The sequence below is a fragment of the Brevibacillus sp. HB1.3 genome (assembly GCF_013186635.1).
Taxonomy (GTDB): domain Bacteria; phylum Bacillota; class Bacilli; order Brevibacillales; family Brevibacillaceae; genus Brevibacillus; species Brevibacillus brevis_D.
In genome coordinates, this window is record NZ_JABMIT010000003.1 from 306,913 (window position 1) to 329,474 (window position 22,562).

General features: G+C 49.0%; 23 protein-coding genes and 1 other RNA gene. 19 read left to right on the forward strand and 5 right to left on the reverse strand.

All coding sequences use genetic code 11. The features are described 5' to 3' along the window. Positions 1-39: 39 nt before the first annotated feature. From HPY31_RS09085 to ssrS, 4 genes are all read left to right on the forward strand, one after another. Positions 40-390 carry a DUF4870 domain-containing protein gene (locus HPY31_RS09085; protein ID WP_015892006.1) on the forward strand — a complete coding sequence of 117 codons (351 nt, stop codon included), beginning with the start codon at positions 40-42 and terminating at the stop codon, positions 388-390. Between the two features lie 131 nt (positions 391-521). Continuing rightward, a complete protein-coding gene (locus HPY31_RS09090; protein ID WP_172140267.1) occupies positions 522-1,697 on the forward strand; it encodes a CaiB/BaiF CoA transferase family protein in 1,176 nt (391 codons plus the stop codon). An 18-nt stretch (positions 1,698-1,715) separates the two neighbouring features. Continuing rightward, positions 1,716-2,486 carry an enoyl-CoA hydratase/isomerase family protein gene (locus HPY31_RS09095; RefSeq protein WP_172140269.1) on the forward strand — a complete coding sequence of 257 codons (771 nt, stop codon included), beginning with the start codon at positions 1,716-1,718 and terminating at the stop codon, positions 2,484-2,486. A 110-nt stretch (positions 2,487-2,596) separates the two neighbouring features. Continuing rightward, a non-coding RNA gene (gene ssrS / locus HPY31_RS09100) (6S RNA) lies at positions 2,597-2,787 on the forward strand. An 89-nt stretch (positions 2,788-2,876) separates the two neighbouring features. Here ssrS and HPY31_RS09105 read toward each other — a convergent pair. The 3 genes from HPY31_RS09105 to HPY31_RS09115 are packed head-to-tail and all read right to left on the reverse strand — an operon-like array spanning position 2,877 to position 5,476. Further along, positions 2,877-3,326 (reverse strand): hypothetical protein, encoded by a 450-nt coding sequence (locus HPY31_RS09105; RefSeq protein WP_172140271.1) that lies wholly within the window; start codon positions 3,324-3,326, stop codon positions 2,877-2,879. Between the two features lie 32 nt (positions 3,327-3,358). Next, the gene (locus tag HPY31_RS09110) at positions 3,359-3,700 is read right to left on the reverse strand and encodes a DUF2512 family protein (RefSeq protein ID WP_172140273.1); all 342 of its coding nucleotides are present in this window, start codon (positions 3,698-3,700) and stop codon (positions 3,359-3,361) included. 36 nt (positions 3,701-3,736) lie between these two features. Next, complete coding sequence (locus HPY31_RS09115; RefSeq protein WP_172140275.1) at positions 3,737-5,476, reverse strand: Rqc2 family fibronectin-binding protein; 1,740 nt, start codon at positions 5,474-5,476, stop codon at positions 3,737-3,739. A gap of 178 nt (positions 5,477-5,654) precedes the next feature. On the opposite strand from HPY31_RS09115, the gene HPY31_RS09120 reads away from it, so the two are divergent. The 15 genes from HPY31_RS09120 (at position 5,655) to HPY31_RS09190 (ending at position 20,664) form a co-directional block, all read left to right on the forward strand. After that, the gene (locus HPY31_RS09120; RefSeq protein ID WP_172140277.1) at positions 5,655-6,542 is read left to right on the forward strand and encodes a YicC/YloC family endoribonuclease; all 888 of its coding nucleotides are present in this window, start codon (positions 5,655-5,657) and stop codon (positions 6,540-6,542) included. A 24-nt stretch (positions 6,543-6,566) separates the two neighbouring features. After that, a complete protein-coding gene (remA, locus tag HPY31_RS09125; RefSeq protein ID WP_015891999.1) occupies positions 6,567-6,827 on the forward strand; it encodes an extracellular matrix/biofilm regulator RemA in 261 nt (86 codons plus the stop codon). A 16-nt stretch (positions 6,828-6,843) separates the two neighbouring features. Further along, positions 6,844-7,464, forward strand: a complete 621-nt coding sequence (gmk, locus tag HPY31_RS09130) for a guanylate kinase (protein ID WP_172140279.1) — start codon at positions 6,844-6,846, stop codon at positions 7,462-7,464. 4 nt (positions 7,465-7,468) lie between these two features. After that, on the forward strand, positions 7,469-7,675 hold the full coding sequence (gene rpoZ, locus HPY31_RS09135; protein WP_007728388.1) for a DNA-directed RNA polymerase subunit omega: 207 nt from the start codon (positions 7,469-7,471) through the stop codon (positions 7,673-7,675). A 75-nt stretch (positions 7,676-7,750) separates the two neighbouring features. Next, positions 7,751-8,998 carry a bifunctional phosphopantothenoylcysteine decarboxylase/phosphopantothenate--cysteine ligase CoaBC gene (gene coaBC / locus HPY31_RS09140; RefSeq protein ID WP_172140281.1) on the forward strand — a complete coding sequence of 416 codons (1,248 nt, stop codon included), beginning with the start codon at positions 7,751-7,753 and terminating at the stop codon, positions 8,996-8,998. Beyond that, on the forward strand, positions 8,995-11,430 hold the full coding sequence (gene priA, locus HPY31_RS09145; RefSeq protein ID WP_172140283.1) for a primosomal protein N': 2,436 nt from the start codon (positions 8,995-8,997) through the stop codon (positions 11,428-11,430). Before coaBC ends, priA begins: the two co-directional genes overlap by 4 nt. 16 nt (positions 11,431-11,446) lie before the next feature. Beyond that, positions 11,447-11,923 carry a peptide deformylase gene (gene def, locus HPY31_RS09150; RefSeq protein WP_015891995.1) on the forward strand — a complete coding sequence of 159 codons (477 nt, stop codon included), beginning with the start codon at positions 11,447-11,449 and terminating at the stop codon, positions 11,921-11,923. Between the two features lie 4 nt (positions 11,924-11,927). Next, the gene (fmt, locus tag HPY31_RS09155; RefSeq protein WP_172140285.1) at positions 11,928-12,878 is read left to right on the forward strand and encodes a methionyl-tRNA formyltransferase; all 951 of its coding nucleotides are present in this window, start codon (positions 11,928-11,930) and stop codon (positions 12,876-12,878) included. Positions 12,879-12,881: 3 nt separating this feature from the next. Continuing rightward, a complete protein-coding gene (gene rsmB / locus HPY31_RS09160; RefSeq protein ID WP_172140287.1) occupies positions 12,882-14,228 on the forward strand; it encodes a 16S rRNA (cytosine(967)-C(5))-methyltransferase RsmB in 1,347 nt (448 codons plus the stop codon). A 211-nt stretch (positions 14,229-14,439) separates the two neighbouring features. After that, complete coding sequence (gene rlmN / locus HPY31_RS09165) at positions 14,440-15,510, forward strand: dual-specificity RNA methyltransferase RlmN (protein ID WP_048033654.1); 1,071 nt, start codon at positions 14,440-14,442, stop codon at positions 15,508-15,510. Positions 15,511-15,514: 4 nt separating this feature from the next. Continuing rightward, positions 15,515-16,270 (forward strand): Stp1/IreP family PP2C-type Ser/Thr phosphatase, encoded by a 756-nt coding sequence (locus tag HPY31_RS09170; protein ID WP_172140289.1) that lies wholly within the window; start codon positions 15,515-15,517, stop codon positions 16,268-16,270. A gap of 5 nt (positions 16,271-16,275) precedes the next feature. After that, positions 16,276-18,261, forward strand: coding sequence for a Stk1 family PASTA domain-containing Ser/Thr kinase (gene pknB, locus HPY31_RS09175; protein ID WP_172140291.1), 1,986 nt, complete (start codon positions 16,276-16,278; stop codon positions 18,259-18,261). 18 nt (positions 18,262-18,279) lie between these two features. After that, positions 18,280-19,170 (forward strand): ribosome small subunit-dependent GTPase A, encoded by an 891-nt coding sequence (rsgA, locus tag HPY31_RS09180; RefSeq protein WP_172140293.1) that lies wholly within the window; start codon positions 18,280-18,282, stop codon positions 19,168-19,170. After that, complete coding sequence (gene rpe, locus HPY31_RS09185; RefSeq protein WP_172140295.1) at positions 19,164-19,814, forward strand: ribulose-phosphate 3-epimerase; 651 nt, start codon at positions 19,164-19,166, stop codon at positions 19,812-19,814. Before rsgA ends, rpe begins: the two co-directional genes overlap by 7 nt. A 385-nt stretch (positions 19,815-20,199) precedes the next feature. Then, positions 20,200-20,664, forward strand: coding sequence for a protease complex subunit PrcB family protein (locus HPY31_RS09190; protein WP_016741993.1), 465 nt, complete (start codon positions 20,200-20,202; stop codon positions 20,662-20,664). Positions 20,665-20,853: 189 nt separating this feature from the next. Here HPY31_RS09190 and HPY31_RS09195 read toward each other — a convergent pair whose 3' ends face one another. After that, positions 20,854-21,276: an RDD family protein gene (locus tag HPY31_RS09195; protein WP_172140297.1), complete on the reverse strand. Its 423-nt coding sequence runs from the start codon at positions 21,274-21,276 to the stop codon at positions 20,854-20,856. A 127-nt stretch (positions 21,277-21,403) separates the two neighbouring features. Further along, positions 21,404-22,537: a M20 family metallopeptidase gene (locus HPY31_RS09200; RefSeq protein ID WP_172140299.1), complete on the reverse strand. Its 1,134-nt coding sequence runs from the start codon at positions 22,535-22,537 to the stop codon at positions 21,404-21,406. Between the last annotated feature and the right edge of the window lie 25 nt (positions 22,538-22,562).

The following is a 22,562-nucleotide window of genomic DNA, read 5'->3' on the forward strand; positions in this document are numbered from 1 at the left end:
GTCGTACAATAGTGGAAAAGGGGTAAGGGAGGTATGGATATGCAATTCCTGAATGGGAAAGAGGAACGAATGTGGGCGATGATCGTACATCTATCTGCCTTCCTTGGTTTTGTCGTTCCGTTTGGCAATGTATTAGGACCTTTAATCGTATGGTTGATCAAGCGTGAAGAGGGAGCCTTTTTTTATCAGCATGGAAAAGAAGCCCTGAATTTTAGCATCTCGGTCATGATTTATGCCGCCATTTCAAGTTTATTGATCATCATTTTTATCGGAGCACTATTATTGGGAGCCCTTTTTATTTTTTGGGCGATTTTCGTTATCATCGCTGCGGTGAAAGCGAATGAGGGAAAAGAATTCCGTTACCCGCTCACTCTCCGGTTTATCAAATAACCGTTCTTGGGAAAGTCGTTCCTCGTGGGACGGCTTTTTATATTTGTTTGAATTTTCCATTAAAAAAGAGGGTGAACATTCGTTCATCTCGAATTACAAGGGAGTGTAGTCGGTGAAGGGGGAGTCAAATCATGTTGACGGGAGTGACAATAGTTGATTTTTCTCGCCATCTTCCAGGTCCGCTTTGTACGATGCGCCTGGCTGATTTGGGGGCAGAGGTCATTGAGGTGGAACCGTTTCACGACAAAGCTCACTCACCGTTAACCAGACCTTCTCATTCGGAAGCTAGAGAGACGGGAGCGTTTTACCTGCGTTCACATCGCAATCATAAAAGTATTTCCTTGAATTTGCGGACGAATGAGGGAAAAGCGCTCGCGTTTGCTCTGGCCAGACAGGCTGATGTCGTGGTGGAAAGCTATCGACCAGGTGTGATGCGACATTTGGGACTTGATTACGACCACTTGTGGGAGATGCACCCTGCGGTCATTTATTGCTCTGTGACGGGCTATGGCCAAAGCGGCGAGCTATACCAAATAGGAGGGCATGACTTGAATGTCCAGGCAGTAAGTGGATTTCTCTCACTCGTTCGCGATCTGGAAGGCAAGCCTGTCGTTGCAGATATTCCGCTTTCTGATTACGCGCTCGGGCTGTATGCCAGTGAACAAATATGCGCGGCGCTTGTGCAACGCGCGCGGACAGGCAGGGGAGCTTATTTGGATGTTTCGTCGGCTGACTTGTTTAGTTCTTGGACAGGGCTGCACGCACTGTTTATGTCATACAGCTCCTCCATTGGACGGGAGACCGGGAGAGGGAGTTTGTTGGCGTATCAGGTCTATGAGACATCGGACGGTCAGTATGTCGCACTTGCTGCGTTGGAAGAGAAGTTCTGGCTCAATTTTTGCCGCGCGGTAGGAAGAGCAGACTGGGAGCTATGCCACCGGGCTAGCGTTGCTCTGCATCCAGAGATGTTTGACGATATGAAAGCACTGTTTCTGTCCAGAACCCAAGCCGAGTGGAGTGAGTTGGGCAGTGAGGTGGATTGCTGTCTAACCGCCGTTGAAGATTGGGAAAACTGGGCAGACAATCCGTACGTTGCGAACAGGGAAATAGCGTATACGCTTCCTTATTTGGAAAAGAAGTCGCCCAATCAAGAGCGGAGTTTCGCGCATCGCTATAGGGCGGAGAGGTTGTCACCCCCGTGGCACACCGATTACACGCACGAGCTGCTCAAACGCAAGCTGAACCTCACAGAAGAGGATTTGAGTCGGCTGCAAAGGCAGGGGGTTATTCCTGTCGCTTCTTCATAGGAAAGGGTGAGAAAAAGGATGGAACAGGATCATCAAACACAATTGATCGTATCAAAAGCGGATGGAATCTGCACGATGACGCTAAACAGGCCACACGTCCTCAATGCGATGACGGTTGAAATGTTTTCCCTTTTGCAGGACGCGATTGCAAAAGCTTCAACAGATGAGGAAGTCGATGTGCTTATTTTGCGGGGAGCAGGAGGGAACTTTTGCTCCGGTGCGGATTTGGGCGTGTTGACTGCGCTGACGGATAAAAGTGATGCTGATCAATCATTGACGATCATTAATGATTTCATCACTAACTTGCATCAAATGCCAAAGCCTGTGATTGCAGTCATCGAAGGAGTAGCCGTCGGAGCGGGACTCAATCTTGCGTTGCATGCTGATTTTGTCATTGCGACGGAAGATGCTCTGTTGCAGGAGCCTTTTGTCCAGATCGGTCTGACAACGGATTTTGGCGGGACATACCTTTTGCCGAGGCTTGTTGGTACGGCGTGGGCGAAGCGGCTCGCACTGCTGGGAGAAAGGATTACAGGGAAAAAGGCGGAGGAAATCGGCTTGATCTATCGAGCCGTTGAAGCCAGTCAAGTCGAAAGTGAGCTGGAAAAATTGGTTACTGCGGTACGTCGCCTGCCGAAACAAGCGTATGCCGTAACCAAAGAAGGGTTGGGACGCTGCCAGATACACGACCTCGAATATGCCCTGGGCTGGGAAAAGCAGCAGCAGCCATCCCTGATCGCACATCCTGAATTTCAGACGCTCGTACAAGCGAAGGTAAAGCGGACGTAGCGATTTTTTGGCAGGGAAATGCTTAGCTCACGGGATTCATTAGATTGAAAAGTCCAAAGGGAACTTTATCCGTTGAGCAAAGGGCCATTCTGTGTTAAAGTAGGGATATCAAGATCCTGCGATGTACGATAGGCCGTAAATGTTTCTAACCTTATACGTGTTTTTCGGGAGACGGAAACTGTGATGGATGTCAGGCCCACCTCCTTTTTGGATGCATGGGAAGGCTGAAGTGCAGAAGGGTCACCCACCTGTGTGAGCGCAGGTTATAGAAACATGAGGTCAACGGCAGAGCGGGGACTTGGCCGTTTATGAATGCAATGAATGACCGATAGCAAAAACAAAAACCACTTGGAATCTGCTTCCAGGTGGTTTTTGTTTTTTGTCTTCAAACTAATGAGTGGTTTTGTTTTGCTTGCCCGAGCCGTGGCTCTGCCCTTGTTTTTGGGCGCCTTGATCTTGATCCCCGTGATCGACAATGGTCAGGTCCTTTTCAAGGGTTTGGGAGTCCTGGGCATCCTGAAGAATTTGATACATTTGCAGGAAATTCGCTTTTTGTCCCTCAGGAATTCCTTTAATGCGGACGGTTAGCTCTTGCGGGCCATTTTGTTGTTGTCCGCCTTGGCCTCCGCCTTGACTGTTCCCTTGCCCGCTGTGTTCATTTGAACTCGGTTGTTCATCGAGAAAGCTGAGAAACATCGAGTCGCTGTCTTGGTCTTGTTGGTTGTTTTGTCCGCCGTCGTGTGATTGCTGTCCTTGTCCGTTTCCGCCTTGTCCACCTTGCTGCTCAAACAGCACGTTGAATTCGTTCAGATCGGTCTGGATGATGCCAATAACGTTCATCCTGATCCTCCTTCCAAAATAGAAATGATGCTTCAGCCCGGATGTTTGGAATGGTGGACGCCGTGCCGTTGCAGGTAATCATGGAAAAAGTATTCGACCACCGTAATGGCAAATGTCGTCAACAACAAACCTGATAAGGATATGGTCTGACCAAACAGGTAACAGCCAAGCCACAAGGAGGCATACACGAACAAGAAATCAGCGGTGCTTGCAAACGTATTGTTCGTACGAGGGAGGATTGTCAAATCCAATACATAACCCAGTAAACTGACAATCACGCTTGCGAGCACGGCAAACATAAGGGACGTCCCTGACCACCAAAGCCCTGGAATGGCAATGATTCCGTTAAACAAGAGCTTGAGAACGATGTTCAAAGAGCGAACACCACCTTTCATGCCCTTAGTATGAACTTAGGTAGTCGCACTATTCGTAGAAGAGGTGTTTGATTTTAAACGGCGGATGAGTGCTTCATCTGGTGTGACATACAGCGTTCGTTGCTGTTCGTAGATCACATAGCCAGGCTTGGCCCCGCTTGGTTTTTTTACATGCTTCACGAGCGTGTAATCTACGGGAATTTGACTTCCTTCTTTGGCACGGCTGAAGAAAGCGGCCAGATTGGCTGCTTCAAGCAACGTTTCATCCGAAAATTCCCGAGCGCGAATGACCACATGGGATCCAGGAATATCCTTGGTGTGCAGCCATGTTTCTTGCGACGATGCGAGCTTGTTGGTCAGGTATTCATTTTGTTTATTGTTTTTGCCGACCAATATTTCAATGCCGTCCGAAGAAATGTACGTATCCAGCTCTGGTCGGATATCTTTTTTCTTGCGCGGACCGCGTTTTTTACGATCTCGCATGTAGCCTTGCTCAACGAGCTCCTCGCGAATTTCTTCGGCATCTTTTAAGGTGGCATGTTCTAGTTGGACCAATACGCCGTCCAAATACAATAGCTCAGCCTGCGCATGCTCAATCTGCTCACTCACGATGGAAAGGCTGTTTTTGGCCTTGTTATACCGTTTGTAATACGACTGCAAATTTTCCGACGGGGTCTTTAATGGGTCGAGCGGAATGGTGATGGTACCTCCTGCTTCGTCATACCAGTTGACTGTAACGAGCTCGCGATCCCCTCGCTTCATTTGGTGCATATTGGCGGTGATCAATTCACCGTACAGGCGAAACAGATCTGCTTCATGCGCATCTTTTAGCGTTTGCTCGAGCTTCTCGATTTTCTTTTCATTTTTATTGCGCTCAACAGTGACAAAGCGAATCAAATCGTGCGCACGTTGTTTGACAGTGTCACGGAGCGCCTTTCCTTCGTAAAATGCCTGCAAGCATTCTTGGACGGAAGGATAGGGAGTGGTAACTCCATTTGAGAGATGTGTCAGCTCGACGACGTGAAAATATGCTTTGCCGTTTGCCTCTACAATGGATGGCACATACGCATGATCGTTGATTGCCTTCATCACCTGTGAAAAGGCAGCCCACAGTGATTCACGATTCGCGAGGCCGGCTCTGTGCAAAATTTCTTTTGCCAATAAGGGACTGATCCCGGTATAGCCATCTACGATTTGCTTGTCCAAACGACCGCCGTTCCAATCGAGGGAAGAAATAAACGCTTGCTCGGTTACAGTGAGAGGGTCGCGTTTATCTTGGCTCGGAGGAGTGACGTAAGGTCTGCCGGGCGTAACTTGTCTGTACTGGCTAATGGCGAGCGTCACATGCATGGCGCTATCCAATATCATTCCGGATGTAGGATCGATGAGGATGATGTTGCTGTGCTTGCCCATGATCTCTACAATAATGCGACGGACAGCCGTGTCACCCAGCTCATCCCGAGTGCGTACGTCGATGTGAATAATTCGCTCCATCCCGATTTGCTGGACGGATTCAATTACGCCGCCCTCACAATGCTTGCGCAATAGCATGCAAAACATCGGAGCTTCCAGCGGATTCGTGAATTCTTCTGTCGTGATGTGCAAGCGGGGATAGGTCGGGTTTGCAGACAGGAGGAACTTTACCGTTTCTCCTTGTGTCCGTACTTGCATAATAATATCGCTATGGTGGGGCTGGTGGATTTTCGAGATGCGTCCTCCTACCAGTTTATGTAATTCCCGCGTAACAGAGCGGGTTACTACGCCATCAAATGCCACAAAAGTCACCTCAGATCAAAAAAATGGCTAGAATAATAGATAGAGAGCTGCCAGTCACAGTGTAGCATAAGTCAGAGCAAGGAGGAATCTCATCGTGGTGGGGGTGCTTCGGTTGACACTGCCAAGAGTTGTCTCCTATAATAAATTAACGATTTTGCGTCTATGGAAGTGAAAACTTGTGATTCGAAGCATGACTGGTTACGGTAGAAAAGAAGATAGTAAGGGCTCCATTCGAGCAACAGTCGAGATACGTGCAGTGAATCACCGCTTTTCTGAGATTGTCGTGCGCCTGCCTAAAGCGTGGAATATGCTTGAGGATTCGATTCGTAAGCTGGTCGCACAGTATGTCAGAAGAGGGCGTGTCGATGTCACTGTCTCAGTGGAAGGGAAAAATTCTTCTGCTACGGTTATGGACATTGACTGGGATGTAGCTGAACAGCTAGTCTCCATTTCCCGTGAGATGACTCAGCGTTTTGCGCTAGAGACGCCTTTAACCGTCAAGGATCTACTACACTTTCCTGGCGTGATACATACCAAAGAGTCAGAGGACGACAATGTGGAGGAGCTGGCAGAGTGGCTCCAAGACCTAGTCAGGGGCGCCGCCTTGGATCTCGTTTCGATGAAAGAGACCGAGGGTAAACTGTTGCACGCTGATCTAGCCAGTCGCCTGACTGCCGTCAACACATGGACGCGGGAGATTTCCCAGTTGGCCCCACTTTGTAAGGAAGATTATAAGGGCCGACTCGAGCAACGCGTAAGTGAGTGGGCCGGTTTGACGCCTTTTGAATTGGACCCTGCTCGTGTAGCGCAAGAGGTTGCCTTTTTCGCTGATAAAAGTGATATTAGTGAAGAGTTGACCCGTTTAGATAGTCATTGCCAACAGTTTGCCAATCAATTAGGCAAAGAAGAAGCAATTGGTCGAAAACTGGATTTTCTGCTCCAGGAAATGAATCGGGAAGCCAATACGACTGCTTCCAAAGCGAATCATTTGCGCATTCAGCATTTGGCTGTCGAGATCAAGACAGAACTGGAGAAGATGCGGGAGCAAATACAGAATGTCGAGTAGCATGAAAGGATGGGCTGGGCCGTCATGGCAATCAAGCTAATCAATATCGGTTTTGGCAACATCGTCAATGCCAACCGCATTATTTCAATTGTAAGTCCGGAGTCCGCTCCTATCAAACGGATTATCCAGGAAGCGCGCGATCGCAACATGCTAGTGGACGCTACCTATGGGAGACGTACACGTGCGGTCATTATTACAGACAGCGATCACGTGATTTTGTCAGCGGTACAGCCAGAAACAGTGGCACAACGCTTGACTACGAAGGATGACGAATCGGACGAATAAAGTAGGAGTGTAAACAATGAGCATGGTTGATCGTGGTCTCCTTTTGGTTCTTTCTGGACCAGCTGGTGTGGGAAAAGGAACAGTATGCAAGGCACTTCGTGAAGTGATGCCTGATCTGGTGTATTCTGTTTCCGCTACCACACGCCAGCCGCGTCCTGGAGAGGTAGAAGGAGTTAATTACTTTTTTAAAAGCCAGGAAGAGTTCAAGCAGATGATTGAAGAAGATGCTCTCCTGGAATGGGCAGAATACGTGGGGAATTACTATGGAACCCCTCGTCAGTTCGTGGACGATATGCTCAATGCGGGGCGCGATGTCATTCTTGAGATTGAAGTTCAGGGGGCTCTTCAAGTAAAAAAGAGCTTCCCGCAAGGTACATTCCTGTTCCTGGCTCCGCCTGATTTAAATGAACTGGAAAACCGGATCGTGGGACGCGGGACAGAATCACAAGAGATCATTCGCAAACGCATGGAAGTGGCGCGTGCTGAAATCGAGCTCATGGACCACTACGATTATGTAGTCGTCAATGACGTCATCGAATCGGCTTGCGATCGAATCCAAGCGATTATTACAGCGGAGCATCTGAAAAAAGAGCGTCAGGTTCACAAATATCGCAAATGGTTACAGGAGGTTGAATAGAATTATGTTGTATCCATCTATTGATGAATTGACCGAAAAGGCAGAGAGCAAGTACATCCTGGTGACAGTCGCATCCAAGCGTGCGCGTCAGCTTCGCGAAAACAGCGAAGTTCAAGTCGTGAGACCAAAATCCAAAAAGTTTGTAGGTTTGGCACTGGAGGAGTTCATCTCCGACGAGCTCGTTCACGAGTTTTTGGACGGTCGCAAATAAGCAGTCACCTTTAAAAACAACCTCACGAGGTTGTTTTTTTCGGATTTCGGATAGGGGAGAAGGGAGAGAGTGCAGATGCATTCGCTTACAGGAAAACGAATTGTTCTTGGAGTATCTGGCGGCATTGCTGCTTATAAGGCTGCTGCACTGACCAGCAAGCTGACACAAGCAGGTGCATTGGTGCATGTCATTTTGACAGAGAGCGCCTTACAGTTTATTCAGCCTTTGACGTTTCAAGCCTTGTCCCACCTGCCTGTTTATACAGATACATTTACGGAGCCAGATCCACATGTGATTAGTCATATTGAACTGGCTGATCGAGCTGATCTCGTGTTGATCGCGCCAGCAACGGCAAACGTGATTGGCAAAATGGCGAATGGCATTGCGGATGATATGCTGACGACGACTGTATTGGCTACGAAAGCGCCTGTCATGGTCGCACCTGCCATGAACGTCAATATGTACAATCACCCTGCGGTTATCGCCAATATGGATAAGCTTACGGCTTATGGTTATCGGTTTGTGGAACCAGGTGTTGGCCTTTTGGCATGTGGCTGGATTGGCAAAGGACGTTTAGCGGAGCCCGAGGAAATCGTCGAAGCTGTGCGTCAGTGGTTTGCCTCCGATGAGACCAGACAAACGATCCGTGTAAAAGATTTGCAGGACAAGCACGTACTGATCACAGCGGGACCGACTCGTGAAAAAATTGATCCCGTTCGTTACATAACCAATCATGCTTCAGGAAAAATGGGCTACGCCATCGCGGAAGCGGCACGAGACAGAGGGGCAAAGGTCACGTTGGTCAGTGGGCCGACAACCTTGGCGCGTCCTGATGGAGTAGAATTCATCGCGGTGGAATCGGTACAAGAAATGTTCGATGCCGTCATGGAGCAGTTGCCGCACTGTGACATTGTCGTCAAATCAGCAGCCGTTTCCGATTATCGACCGAAGCATGTAGCTGAACATAAGCTAAAAAAGGGTGATGGTCCACTCGACCTCGTGCTAGAAAAAGCACCCGATATTTTAAAGACGATTGGTGAGCGCAAAACGAAGCAATTCGTCGTAGGCTTTGCAGCAGAGACCCAAAATGTGTTACAGCATGCCCAGTCCAAGCTGGAGCGAAAAAATCTCGATATGATCGTAGCCAATAATGTGTTGCTTGAGGGAGCAGGTATGGGGAGCGATACGAATATCGTGACCTTGCTAACCCGTGGCGGCGAGCAACTGGCATTGGATAAATTGAGTAAGCGGGCTGTGGCAGACAAGCTATTTGATGCTGTCCTTGCGGTGCAAGAGCATAGACCGCTCCAAGACCTGTCATGATTGCCCAAATTATTGTCGACGTTCCGGTCAATCGGACGAATCGACCTTTTGATTACCATGTTCCGCCTTGGTTGCGTCCACTGATTCGCATTGGCAGCCGCGTAGTTGTCCCGTTTGGCCCTCGTCAATTGCAAGGCTATGTTATCGGGATCGTAGAGGACGACCAAGCCATACCAGATCGTTCGCGACTAAAAGATGTCGTGCAGGTACAAGACGACACGCCTCCTCTCACGCCAGAGCTGCTAAAGATGAGCGAATGGATGTCCAAGCAATACTTGTGTCCGTGGGTAACAGCTGTACAGGCGATGCTTCCGGCTGTGCTCAAAGGGAAGTCGGAGAAGTGGTTGACAGCGACAGACGCATTGGACGAAGAGTCATGCGGGAGATCGGGGCTTTTGTGGGAATTGTTTCGCAAACGGCAACTACCGCTGACAGAAGTGGAGAAACAATTTGCGGAGGAGTATTTGCTCGTTCCGGGTTGGATACAGAGTGGGCTGCTTGCTACGGAGTATCAAGTAAGGGACAAAATTACCCGCAAGCAGCAATCATTTGTCCGAAGCTTATTGGATGAGGGGAAGCTGGAGGAAGCGATTGGTTCGTTGCCAGCACGGGCAGAGCAGATGCGCCGTGTCCTTCAACTGATGCTCATGCACAAGGAGCAGTCCTTATCTGTACAAATGCTGCGGGAGGAATACGGAATTACGCGATCTCCGCTAAAAAGCCTGGAAGCAAAAGGCTGGATCGCGATCGAGCAAGTGGAGGTCTACCGGGACCCGTACGCTAATCGACGATTCCAGGATAAGCAGAAGCCTGTCTTTACCCCGCTACAGGAGGCGGTACTGACACCTATCTTGCAATCGATTGAATCGGGAATCTATGCTTCTTACTTGCTGCACGGGGTTACTGGAAGCGGTAAGACAGAAGTGTATCTCGAAGCGATCGAACGCACGTTGGAAAAAGGGCGCGAGGCGATCTTTCTCGTTCCCGAAATTTCACTGACTCCGCAAATGGTGGAGCGCTTCAAAGCTCGTTTTGGCGCAGATGTAGCTGTTTTGCACAGTGCGTTGTCACAAGGTGAGCGTTATGACGAGTGGCGCAAGATCATTCGCAAGCAAGTCAAAGTGGTGGTAGGTGCACGATCTGCTATCTTCGCTCCGTTTCGGAATGTTGGCTTGATTGTGATCGATGAAGAGCATGAGAGTTCGTATAAGCAAGAAGAGACCCCGCGATATCATGCACGAGAAGTAGCTCTGTGGCGAGCGAAAGAGAATCAGGGTGTCCTTGTCATGGGAAGCGCGACTCCTGCCCTGGAGACGTATGCATTGGCTACGCGAGGCCGATACGAGCTGTTGCGTATGCCAGAGCGTGTCGGGAATCGCCCGATGCCAGAGGTACATGTCGTGGATATGCGTGAGGAGCTTCAGGCCCAGAATCGTTCGATGTTCAGCCGAAAGCTGCATGAGATGATTGCAGATCGATTGGCAAAAGAAGAACAGATGGTCATTTTCCTTAATCGAAGAGGCTTTTCTACCTTTGTCATGTGCCGCTCCTGCGGATATACGATGCGTTGCATTCATTGCGACATCTCGCTTACTTATCATAAAACCAATCATACGGCGCGCTGCCATTACTGTGGATACACCATCGCACAGCCTAAGCATTGTCCGGAGTGTCAAAGTGAGCATATACGCTTTTTTGGTACGGGAACGCAAAAGGTGGAAGCCGAGCTGGCAAAACTTTTCCCTGGAATCCGGGTCATCCGAATGGACGTGGACACGACCTCGCGAAAAGGCTCTCATGAAGAGCTGCTAAATAAATTCCGCTCGGGTCAAGGCGACGTTCTTCTCGGTACGCAGATGATTGCCAAGGGACTTGATTTTCCACGAGTGACGCTAGCGGGTATCATTGCAGCGGATACGTCCTTGCATTTGCCCGACTTCCGTGCAGCGGAGAAGACATTTCAGCTTTTGACACAGGTAGGTGGACGGGCGGGACGGCATGAGCTGGACGGAGATGTTGTGATTCAGACGTATACGCCGGAGCACTATAGCATTGTTCATGCGACTAAACATGATTATCCCGCATTTTATCAGGATGAAATGATGCAGCGCAGACGAACAGGCTACCCACCGTATTTCCGTCTCGTATTAATTACGTTTAGCCACGAGGAGGTACCTGTTGTGATCCGTGGTGCGCATACGATGGCTGACTATTTGCGTCAGCGTTTGGCACAGACGACGATCCTCTTGGGCCCTGTGGCTTCGCCCATTGCAAGGGTGAAGGATAGATTTCGTTTTCAGATCATGCTAAAATATCGTGATGAACCGCAACTGTCAGACCTGCTCGCTCAGGCGACGGCTGCGTTTGAAGAATGGAACAAACAGCAGAAAGTATTGATGACGATTGACGTCGACCCTTACGTACTGCTTTAGGGAGGATATGAAACACATGGCGATTCGCACAATTGTAAAACATCCAGATCCGATTTTGCGTGAAAAGGCAATGGTCGTAACCAAATTTAATTCCAACTTGCACAAGCTGCTTGATGATATGGCAGACACGATGTACGATGCAGACGGTGTAGGCTTGGCTGCTCCACAAGTGGGCATTTCCAAGCGTGTCATCGTGATGGATTGTGGTGATGGACTGATTGAAATGATCAATCCGGAAATCATTGAGCATGAAGGGGAGCAATACGATTATCCAGAAGGCTGCTTGAGCATTCCTGGTCTGCAAGGAGACGTTCGTCGCCACAAGTGGATCAAGCTGCGCGGTCATGACCGTAACGGGAATGTGGTTGAGCTCGAGGCAGACGACCTGTTGTCCCGTTGTGCTCAACACGAGATCGATCATTTGAACGGTGTTCTCTTTATCGATGTAGCTGACAAGGTGTACAAAGTAAACCCGAACCAGGAAGGGGAATAACCATTTGAAAGATGCTCGCATCCTGTTTATGGGTACGCCTGACTTTGCTGTATCGAGTCTTACGGCAGTACTCGAAGCAGGCTACAACGTGATTGGAGTCGTAACACAACCCGATCGTCCCGTTGGACGCAAGCAAGTATTGACGCCGCCCCCCGTGAAGGAGGCGGCTTTGCGTCATGGACTTTTGGTATTGCAACCGGAAAAAATCAAGGCAGAGGAAGCGCTTGAAGAAGTGCTGGCCCTCAAGCCTGATCTGATCATTACCGCAGCATATGGGCAGATTTTGCCTAAAAAACTGCTCGATGCCCCAAAATATGGCTGCATCAATGTGCATGCCTCTCTTTTGCCGAAATATCGCGGGGGTGCCCCGATTCATAAATCGATTGTCGAGGGAGAAGCGGAAACAGGCGTAACCATCATGTACATGGTGGAAGCACTCGATGCAGGGGATATGCTGTCCAAGGTAGTCGTGCCGATTGAAGAGCGCGATACTGTGGGGACCTTGCATGACAAATTGGCTGCGGCAGGCTCTGAGCTGTTGCTAGCTACTGTTCCGCCCCTGTTGGCTGGTGAGCTAGTAGCAGAGCAACAGGATCATTCGGTAGCGACTTTTGCCCCGAATATTAAGCGTACAGACGAAAAAATTGACTGGAGCCGTTCTGCGGAACAGATTTACAACCAAGTCCGTGGCTTGAATCCGTGGCCTGTCGCATTTACTACATGTGAAGGCAAGATTTGGAAGCTGTGGTGGGTAGAAAAAATGCCTGCGTCCGGCGAAGGCAAAGAGCCGGGAACCATCATCGCCCGTGAGGAAGACGGTATCGTTGTCGCTTGCGGTAGCGGTGCTGTGAAAATAACCGAATTGCAGCCAGAAGGCAAAAAACGTATGAGTGCACTCGACTTTTTGCGCGGAGCGGGCAGCAGCATTGAAATCGGCACAAAGGTAGGAGAATAGTCCGTGGCAAAAAAGGGAGCTCGCGATATCGCCCTCGATGTTTTGAACAGGGTAGAAGAACATAAGTCCTACAGCAATCTTGAGCTGCGCAATGTCTTGGATCGGGAAAATCTCAGTGCAGCAGATGCAGGGCTGGTGACAGAGCTTGTGTACGGTACCATACAGCGCAAGATGACGCTGGATCATGTCCTGTCCCATTTTGTCGGGAATAAAAAGGTCCAGACCTGGGTCCGTAATTTGTTGCGTCTCAGCTTGTATCAAATTCGCTTTTTGGACCGAATTCCTGAGCGCGCTGCCGTACACCAGGCGGTTGAAATCGCCAAGAAACGCGGTCACCAAGGGATTGCTTCGATGGTCAACGGTGTCTTGCGCAATGTGTTGCGTCAGCCGGATGTGTGGGAGCGTCAGCCAAAAGGTAGCCGTGCCTTGCAAATCGCCGTAGCCTATTCGCATCCGGAATGGCTTGTGCGTCAGTGGCTTAACGTATATGGCGAAGAGACGACGATTGCCATTTGCGAAGCCAACAACAGAACACCGCATAGCTCTATCCGGGTCAATGCATGGAAAACGACGAAGGATCAAGTGCTGGACAAGCTGGCGGAAGAAGGGCTGGAAGGACAAGCGTCGTCTGTCAGTCCTCATGCTATTCTGATGGAAGGCGGACATGCAGCAGGCTCTCGCTTGTTCAAGGAAGGCTACTTCACGATCCAGGATGAGAGTTCCATGCTTGTAGCACCAGCTCTTGCTGCCCAACCAGGTATGCGTGTACTGGATGCTTGCGCGGCACCTGGTGGAAAAACAACGCACATAGCCGAAATGATGGAAAACCGCGGGGAAATCATAGCGAGTGACGTGCATCCTCACAAACGCGATCTGATTGCGAATGCAGCGAAAAGACTCGGGATTACGATCATCGAGCCAATCGTAAGTGATGCACTGGACCTACCTGAAAAAGCGCTGGGAACTTTCGATCGAATCCTGCTGGATGCGCCATGCACCGGATTTGGCGTGATTCGTCGCAAGCCTGATCTGAAGTGGAACAAAACGCCGGAAGATGTCCGTGCGATTGCCCAGCTACAGTACGAACTGCTCAAGACATTGGCGCCGCTACTCGCAGAGGGTGGTGTCATGGTTTACAGCACATGTACGATTGAGCCAGCAGAAAACCAGGAGATTGTTCGCCGCTTTGTTGAAGAACACCCTGATTTCGTATTCGATGATACACTGGCACAAGACCTGCCTGAGGCTGTCAGAGGGCATGTCGATGAAACCGGAGCCTGCGTGCAAATTTTGCCTCACCATTTCGAGAGTGATGGATTCTTTATCGCGCGATTGAAACGAAGAGGATAAGGTAACGGACGTACAAACAAGGGGTGGCGCACCAACAGGTGGAAAATGCCACTCCTTTGCCTTTGTTTGCGCGCGCTTGGATTGGTTTACACTAGGAAAAGCGACGCATTTGTGAATCTGGGTGTCAAAACCGTTTGAAGCGAGACGCCCCACGAGGTACAATGATAGAATGGATTTAGGCAAGCAATGATTTTGAGGATGTGGAGATAGAATGCCGTTAACGACATTTACTGGCGCAAAGCCGCTTATTTACAGTTTAACGCAAGATGAAATGAAAGAATGGCTGGTTAGCGCAGGCGACAAAGCATTTCGTGCGCAACAAATTTTTGACTGGCTATATGTAAAACGCGTCACTTCTTTTGACGAGATGAGCAATTTGTCCAAGGAGCTGCGCGAAAAGCTGGCTGATACATTCCGTATGGAGCCACTCAAGGAAATTACGCATCAGGAGTCGCAGGATGGGACGATCAAGTTTTTGTTCCAGCTTGTCGATGGACATGCGATTGAGACAGTGATTATGCGTCATAACTACGGAAACAGCATTTGTGTTACGACACAGGTGGGCTGCCGTATCGGTTGTACGTTTTGTGCATCTACATTAGGTGGACTGAAGCGTAACCTGGATGCAGGTGAAATCGTCTCTCAAGTATTGACGGCACAACGCAGACTGGATGCGGAAGGTGAGCGTGTCAGTCACGTTGTCGTCATGGGGATCGGGGAGCCGTTCGAGAACTTCGAGAGCTTGATGGCGTTCTTGTCCGTCATCAACGATAACCGTGGATTGAATATCGGTGCTCGTCACATTACGGTTTCCACCAGTGGAATTGTGCCGAAGATTTACGAGTTTGCTGAACGAGGCGGCCAAGTGAACCTGGCGATTTCCCTGCACGCTCCGAACACGGAGCTGAGAAGCCAGCTGATGCCGATCAACCGTGGCTTCCCGCTCGCTAAGCTGATGGAGGCATGTCACCATTACATTAACAAGACAGGACGTCGTATCAGTTTTGAGTACGGTCTATTCGGCGGGAAAAACGATCAGCCCGAGCATGCAGAGGAGCTGGCCGAACTCATTGGCGACATGCTTTGCCACGTGAATCTGATCCCGGTGAACTACGTACCAGAGCGTGATTATGTACGCACGCCACGTAATGAGATTTTTCAGTTCAAACGCATTTTAGAGGAAAAAGGAATCAATGTGACCATCAGACGCGAGCAAGGCAGTGACATTGCTGCTGCTTGCGGACAATTGAGGGCACAACACGCTAAAGAAACCGTGGGGTGATGCCATGGAAATCGCGATGAAATCCCATGTTGGGCGCGTTCGTCAGGTTAACGAGGACTACTATGCCTGTGTGACCGATTTAAACGGACGCGTGCTCGCCATTGTAGCAGATGGTATGGGTGGCCATCAGGCTGGTGATATTGCCAGTCGCCTAGCTGTTGAGCGAATAGTGAAAGAACTGCGTCACCTAGATGGGGACCTCGAAGCAGAGGATGTGCGTGAGCAATTGATGAACGCCGTTCTGCTTGCGAATAAAGAAGTCTATGAATATGCGCTTGAACATCCGGAGTGCAGTGGCATGGGCACAACCGTAGTTGCTGCCTTGTTCGACCAATCCTCCGTGATTACCGCGCATATTGGTGACAGCCGTCTGTATTTTTACAACCAAGACGGACTGGTCATGAAAACAGAAGACCATTCCCTTGTTAATGAGCTGATGAAAAGTGGACAGATTACAGCCGAGGAGGCGTCTGTCCACCCTCACCGCAATGTTATTATGCGTTCACTCGGGACAGAACCGGATGTACTCATTGATCTTGGGCAGTTTGAATGGTCAGAGGGTGATATCGTCTTGATTTGCTCAGATGGATTGAGCAACAAAGTCAGTCATCCTTCCTTAGAAGAAAAGTTGCAGAAACAGATATCGTTACAAGCGAAGGTGGACGGTTTGGTGCAGGATGCACTGGATGCCGGTGGGGAAGATAACATAACGCTGGTTGCCGTACGAAATACGCTTGATGCCGGTCAGAAAGAGGGGTGAGAGAGATGGAAGGTCAACGACTGGGAGGACGATACCAAATAGAATCCCGCGTCGGTGGGGGCGGTATGGCCATTGTATACAAGGCCAAAGATTTAATTTTGAATCGTCCAGTGGCAGTTAAAGTACTGCGTTCACAGTTTGGTACGGACGAAGATTTCGTGAATCGTTTTCGACGTGAAGCGCAGGCGGTGGCGAGCTTATCTCACCCCAATGTGGTTGGGGTGTATGATGTCGGTCAGGATGGCGATACCCATTACATGGTGATGGAGTACATAGAAGGCTATACGTTGAAAGAGGTCATCATTCAACGTGGAGCGCTGCCGGTAGAAGAGGCAGTGCGGGTCGCCGAGCAAATTTGCGATGCACTCGATCATGCGCATCAAAACCAGATCATTCATCGAGATATTAAGCCGCATAACATTATGATTGGAAAAAATGGTCGGGTGAAGGTTACGGATTTCGGGATTGCGCGAGCCGTTACTTCAGCAACGATTACGCATACGAATGCGATGCTTGGCTCTGTCCATTATTTTTCGCCAGAGCAGGCGCGCGGTGGGATTACCGGGGAAAAATCCGATATTTACTCGTTGGGGATCGTCTTGTACGAAATGGTGACGGGTGAACTGCCGTTTTCCGGTGACTCGCCTATATCAGTGGCGCTCAAGCATTTGCAGGAGCCGCTTCCAGAGCCGCGCCAAGTCAATCCGGCTATCCCACAGAGTGTGGAAAATGTCATTTTGAAGGCGCTGGTAAAGGATCCATTTCTCAGATACGCATCCGCGAGTGAAATGCTAGAAGATTTGGAGACCTGCCTGTTCCCAGAACGATTAAACGAAGAAAAGCTAACGTTCCCGGTGGATGAAGAAATGACGCGTGTGGTGCCGATCATCACACCTGACATGCTCGAAGGCCATACCAATGGCAAAACCGGAGGAGCGGGGCGTAGCCGCTATGAGCAGCGTACAGAAGAAGAGGATGCCAAACCAGCCAAGAAAAAATGGTGGGTCAAAGCCCTGTTCTGGGTAGGCGGTATCGGACTGTTTTTCGTACTGGCATTCTTCGGATTCAACTTACTGTTGAATTTGTTCCCGTCTGTTCCAGAGGTGCGTGTACCTCATGTGGAAGGGATCGACGTGACGCTCGCTGAGAAAAAGATTCAGGATGCCAAACTTGTTGCACGAATCGTCGAGGAAGCCAATGATTCGATAGAAAAGGGTATTGTGATACGACAGGACCCTGCCCCTCCGATGGGCTTAAAGGAAAATTCCGTTGTGACCTTGTTTGTAAGCAAAGGACAACAAGAGATCAACATGCCAAATCTGGTTACGTTGCCGCGAGCAACAGCAGAGGAAGCATTGAAAAGCAATGGTTTTAAACTGGAGAATGTCAAGTTTGTAGAGGAAGAGGACGACAAGGCTGAGGTAGGGACGGTTATCAAGCAGTCACCAGCCGCAAATGAAAAGGTGTTCCCGACTAAAACAAATGTGACGGTCACGATTAGTAAAGGGAAAGCCTTCGTGAAAATGCCGGATGTCCGGAATATATCGGTAGAAGCTGCACAAGTAGAATTGTACAAGAGAGGATTGTCTGTCGGGAAAATCACCGAAGTGCCTACTTATACGACCGACAAACCAGGTATTGTTCTCAGCACTCACCCTTACGATCCGGGAATGGATGTGCAAAAGGATGTAGCGGTTCCGCTTGAGGTCAGCAATGGCCAATATCCGCAGGACGCCAAGCTGGCAAACGTTCCGGTTTATGTAGAGGTTGTACCTGGTGAACCACTGGAAGTGAAAATTGAAGTGACAGATGCTCGTGGAGAGGCAAAAGTTTTCCAGACGGACACGATCACCGAAAATAAAGAGTACGATGTACCAATCGTCTTGGCGCCACAGAAGGACTCGGTAGTCAAGGTCTTTGTGAAACGATCGACTGATCAAGGCTTCAATGAATACCAGACGATTCCCGTTTCGTATAACAGCTTGCCATAGTGTAGTGGAGGGACATGAATGCCAGAAGGACGGATTGTGAAAGCGCTCAGCGGTTTCTATTATGTAGCCGACGAAGGGCGAATCTACAGTTGCCGTGCACGAGGGCTTTTCAAGAAAAAAGATGCAAAAGTAAACCCATTGGTTGGGGATTGGGTCGTCTACGATGCGATCAATGAGGAAGAAGGCTATATCATGGAGGTGGGCGAACGGACGAATGAGTTGGTTCGTCCGCCCATTTCCAATGTGGATCAGGCGGTACTCGTCTTTTCGATGTACAAGCCGATGTTTAGCCCATTGCTGCTGGACAAGTTCCTGACGCACACGGAGCATGCAGGGATTGATTCCGTGATTGTCTTATCCAAAGCTGATCAAGTGTCGGAAGAAGAGGTAACCGAGATCGTGAAGAAGTATGAAGCGATCGGGTACCGCGTGATTCCGACCTCAACGGCGGATGGACGCGGTGTAGAGGACGTGCGTGAGATTTTGCGTGACCGTATTTCGGTTTTTGCCGGTCAGTCAGGTGTGGGTAAATCCTCACTGATTAACATGCTGTTTCCAGGGGTCAGTCTGCAGACAGGAGATGTCAGCCAAAAGCTCGGACGCGGAAAGCATACAACGCGTCATGTCGAGCTGATTCCGCTTGCGGGCGGCGGCTATGTGGCAGACACACCGGGCTTCAGCTCACTGGAATTTATCGATTTCTCCGAGCTTGACCTGGCGGAATCCTTCTTGGACTTTGCCAAGCGCAGCTCGGAATGCAAGTTCCGTGGCTGTCTTCACGTAAGCGAGCCAGCTTGTGCCGTGCAGGCCGCGCTAGAGGCTGGAGAAATCAGCGAACAGCGCTACGTGCACTACAAACAATTCCGCGAAGAGCTAAAAGAATACCAACGGAGGAACAAACCATGGTAAAAATCGCACCTTCTATCCTATCTGCTGATTTTGCCCGTCTGGGTGAAGAAATTCTCGATGTCGAGAAGGGAGGAGCAGACTGGATTCATGTGGATGTGATGGATGGACACTTCGTTCCAAACATTACGATCGGTCCTCTGATTGTGGACGCGATTCGTCCAGTGACCAAGCTGCCACTCGATGTGCACTTAATGATTGAGGAGCCAGATCGCTACATTCCGCAATTCGCGAAAAGTGGAGCAGACTGGATTACGGTTCATCAGGAAGCATGCCGTCATCTACATCGCACGCTGTACTTGATCAAGGAGCAAGGTGTGAAAGCGGGAGTGGTATTGAACCCGGCTACACCGATTTCCACGATCGAGCCAGTCCTTGCTGATTTGGATATGGTTCTCCTTATGACAGTGAACCCTGGTTTTGGTGGACAAAAATTCATTCACAGCGTTGTGCCAAAGGTTGCCCAGTTGCGTCAAATGCTGAACGAGCGTGGCTTGGGGCATGTGGAAATCGAAATCGATGGCGGTGTCAATGCACAAACAGCACGTTTGTGCGAGGAGGCAGGAGCGACTGTCCTCGTTGCAGGAAGCGCGGTATTCAATCAGGAAAATCGCGGTCAAGCGATCGCTGCGATTCGTGGACAGTAAAAATAATGCTTAGCAGTAAGCTGACGACGATATGCAATCGGCGTCAGCTTTTTTTGTGCTTTCCTCTGTGTATTGTTCGTTTGTAATCATCTGAATATTTTAACTAATTATGTGATAAATCAATTAATAATAAAAATATAAGTATAATTATAGTTTAAACAATAAATAGAAAGAAATCGAATTATGTTTGCTATAATAAGGATTTTTAGTGATATGTGAGTAAAGGTTAATTAACAAAAATAAAGCATTTTGGAAAATATTGCTTTTTAATAAATATAATGATTAAATCAAATTATCCAGATAGTGGTAAAAATCCTATCTGAGAGATACTGGCCAGTATCAAGTAATGTTGTTGCCCTCTAAAAAAATCAGGAGTTGATAAAGTATGAAATCGTTATTGAAAAACAGTGTAGCGGTTCTCACCATTCTCTCCATCCTGCCATTTTCACAAACTGCCGTGCAGGCTGAACAAAAACATTCGGAGTCGATCTCGGCTTCTCAGGTAGACGTGCAAACGAAAAAATTGTCTATCGAAAAAGAAGGGACATTGTCAGCGGCTGAACGAGCATTCGTAGGAAAAGTAAAAGATAAGAAGGGTGTACATCGCCAAGGCGACTTGTATGTAGTCTCCCGTGGAGAAATGCCTACCTCTGGTTATAGTCTGAAGGTTGTTGGAACAGAGCAAGGATGGGAAATGCTCAAGGTTTATGTAGATCTGACAAATCCTGCTCCAGAAGATATTACAATGCCAGCGGTGCACACACCTTATATCATTGTGCGTGCAAGCCTGCCGCCATACACAACAATGGTGTTTATGGATGCAAAAACAGATAAGGTGCTGTTCCAATAAACTGCTAGATGGATAAAGTAAAGAAGACCGGATGATTATATCCGGTCTTCTTTAGTCGGAACATGCTGTTGTAGGCGCCAATCTGATAAAAATCCCCCCTCAGATTCGTCGGAAAACGGGTGGTTTTTCCAATAAATCTAAGGGGGCTCATCGCAGAGCAGCTATTTTCTGTGTAAGATGAGTAGTAATTTAAGGCTGATCCGATGTTACATACGTACCGGCGATCAAATCATGGAGCGAGCGTTTATCCTGACGAACAGCAACCATGATGACACTGACGATTAAACCAATACCGAGAGTAATGATGTACACGATCCCTCCAACCAAATCCCGTAGCAGCATGGTTCCGATTCCTACAGGCTCTCCATCGATTCGGGCGATGCGAATACCAACAATTCGTTTTCCTACCGTATAGCCATGCCAAAATACAGGCACGAGGAGGCTGTAGAGTGAGGAGATGATATTGGTAATAAAATTGTCTTCTGTATTGCCTGTAATGATATAGGTGATCAGTATTAGCGGTATTCCAATAATGATTGCATCTAGCAGACCGGCACCAAGCCGGCGCCAAAATCCAACAGGATTGCTTGGCGATGTGAAGTTTGATTCCATGGTTCCCTCTCCTTGTTATTCGAATAGGTATATATATGTCTGCCCATTCGAAAATAGTGCAGATAAGGCTCCGTCGTTAAGAAGACGGAGCCTTAAATTTCCATAAAATTATACACCTGTAAATTTATTATGACAAGGTTAAAAACATCCGAAGCATGACGGCAATCCTGCCAGGTATGGCGTCAATGACGATATGCTCATGGGAAGCGTGGGCTCCATCACCAACAGGTCCCAAACCGTCAAGCGTTGGTGTTCCTGCATCTGCGGCGAAGTTTCCGTCACTAGTTCCACCGACACCTTGCTCCGTCAATTCAAAACCTTCCAGACGTGCTTGCTCCTGCGCATGCAAGAATAGTTGCTCAGTACCAGCAGTTCGTTCCATAGGAGGCTTGGTGATTCCACCTTCCACGAACAGCTTGGCCTCCGGATGGACAGGGGTTAGCTGACTCATCAATCGGGTAATACGCTCGCTTTCCTCGCGATTTTGGATACGCACATCAATTTCCGTCATGGCAAAGTCAGGCACGACGTTCGATGCACTTCCGCCTGTAATGGTACCGACAGATAAGGTTGTGCCCGCTTCATAATTTGTAAAGGATTGAATAGCGAGGACGTGGTGAGCCAGCTCAGCAATCGCATTGACCCCCTTGGCATGATCATTTCCTGCATGCGCAGCGCGGCCCGTTACTTTTAAAATAAAGTCTCCTCCGCCTTTGCGGCTTGTTTTCAAAGAGCCATCTCCAGCGGCGGGCTCCAGTACCAATGCATATTTACTCCTTTTTGCTTCCTCTCTAATGAGCATTTCGGAGGAAACACTGCCAATTTCTTCGTCGGTATTCCAAAAAAAGACGAGCTTATTTTTGGGCAAAAGATTATGTTCCATCATGGCGCGCAGGGCAAAATAGCTAAAAACGATTCCTGCTTTCATGTCGTATGTACCAGGTCCATAGAGTCGGCCGTTTTCCTCGCGACAAGGCTCAACGGCTAATGTTCCAACCTCTTTTACGGTATCGAAGTGACCGAGAATGAGGATTTGTTCGTCGCCGTCCCCATACTCCATTCGCAGCTGATTTCCGTATTGCTCTTGTGGCAAGCTTTCCACCCGACACCCCAATTCGCGAAAGCGTTCTGCGATCAGGCTGCCTAATCGATCGACAGCTTGCTTGTTATGGGTGGGTGTTTCCATCTCTACATATGTACGCAGTTCCTCGATAATTTCTGGGAGCTGCTGCTGAAAATAGGACGTCCAGTTTTTCTCCATGTCAGCCTCCTGTAATTCCTTTTAC

Coding starts and splice junctions, on each gene's coding strand:
- pknB (WP_172140291.1), top strand. CDS start 16,276: ATGGAAGGTCAACGACTGGGAGGACGATACCAAATAGAATCCCGCGTC.
- rpe (WP_172140295.1), top strand. CDS start 19,164: ATGGTAAAAATCGCACCTTCTATCCTATCTGCTGATTTTGCCCGTCTG.
- remA (WP_015891999.1), top strand. CDS start 6,567: ATGGCAATCAAGCTAATCAATATCGGTTTTGGCAACATCGTCAATGCC.
- def (WP_015891995.1), top strand. CDS start 11,447: ATGGCGATTCGCACAATTGTAAAACATCCAGATCCGATTTTGCGTGAA.
- rsgA (WP_172140293.1), top strand. CDS start 18,280: ATGCCAGAAGGACGGATTGTGAAAGCGCTCAGCGGTTTCTATTATGTA.
- HPY31_RS09200 (WP_172140299.1), bottom strand. CDS start 22,537: ATGGAGAAAAACTGGACGTCCTATTTTCAGCAGCAGCTCCCAGAAATT.
- HPY31_RS09085 (WP_015892006.1), top strand. CDS start 40: ATGCAATTCCTGAATGGGAAAGAGGAACGAATGTGGGCGATGATCGTA.
- HPY31_RS09095 (WP_172140269.1), top strand. CDS start 1,716: ATGGAACAGGATCATCAAACACAATTGATCGTATCAAAAGCGGATGGA.
- HPY31_RS09170 (WP_172140289.1), top strand. CDS start 15,515: ATGGAAATCGCGATGAAATCCCATGTTGGGCGCGTTCGTCAGGTTAAC.
- HPY31_RS09090 (WP_172140267.1), top strand. CDS start 522: ATGTTGACGGGAGTGACAATAGTTGATTTTTCTCGCCATCTTCCAGGT.
- priA (WP_172140283.1), top strand. CDS start 8,995: ATGATTGCCCAAATTATTGTCGACGTTCCGGTCAATCGGACGAATCGA.
- coaBC (WP_172140281.1), top strand. CDS start 7,751: ATGCATTCGCTTACAGGAAAACGAATTGTTCTTGGAGTATCTGGCGGC.
- gmk (WP_172140279.1), top strand. CDS start 6,844: ATGAGCATGGTTGATCGTGGTCTCCTTTTGGTTCTTTCTGGACCAGCT.
- rpoZ (WP_007728388.1), top strand. CDS start 7,469: ATGTTGTATCCATCTATTGATGAATTGACCGAAAAGGCAGAGAGCAAG.
- HPY31_RS09190 (WP_016741993.1), top strand. CDS start 20,200: ATGAAATCGTTATTGAAAAACAGTGTAGCGGTTCTCACCATTCTCTCC.
- rlmN (WP_048033654.1), top strand. CDS start 14,440: ATGCCGTTAACGACATTTACTGGCGCAAAGCCGCTTATTTACAGTTTA.
- HPY31_RS09195 (WP_172140297.1), bottom strand. CDS start 21,276: ATGGAATCAAACTTCACATCGCCAAGCAATCCTGTTGGATTTTGGCGC.
- HPY31_RS09105 (WP_172140271.1), bottom strand. CDS start 3,326: ATGAACGTTATTGGCATCATCCAGACCGATCTGAACGAATTCAACGTG.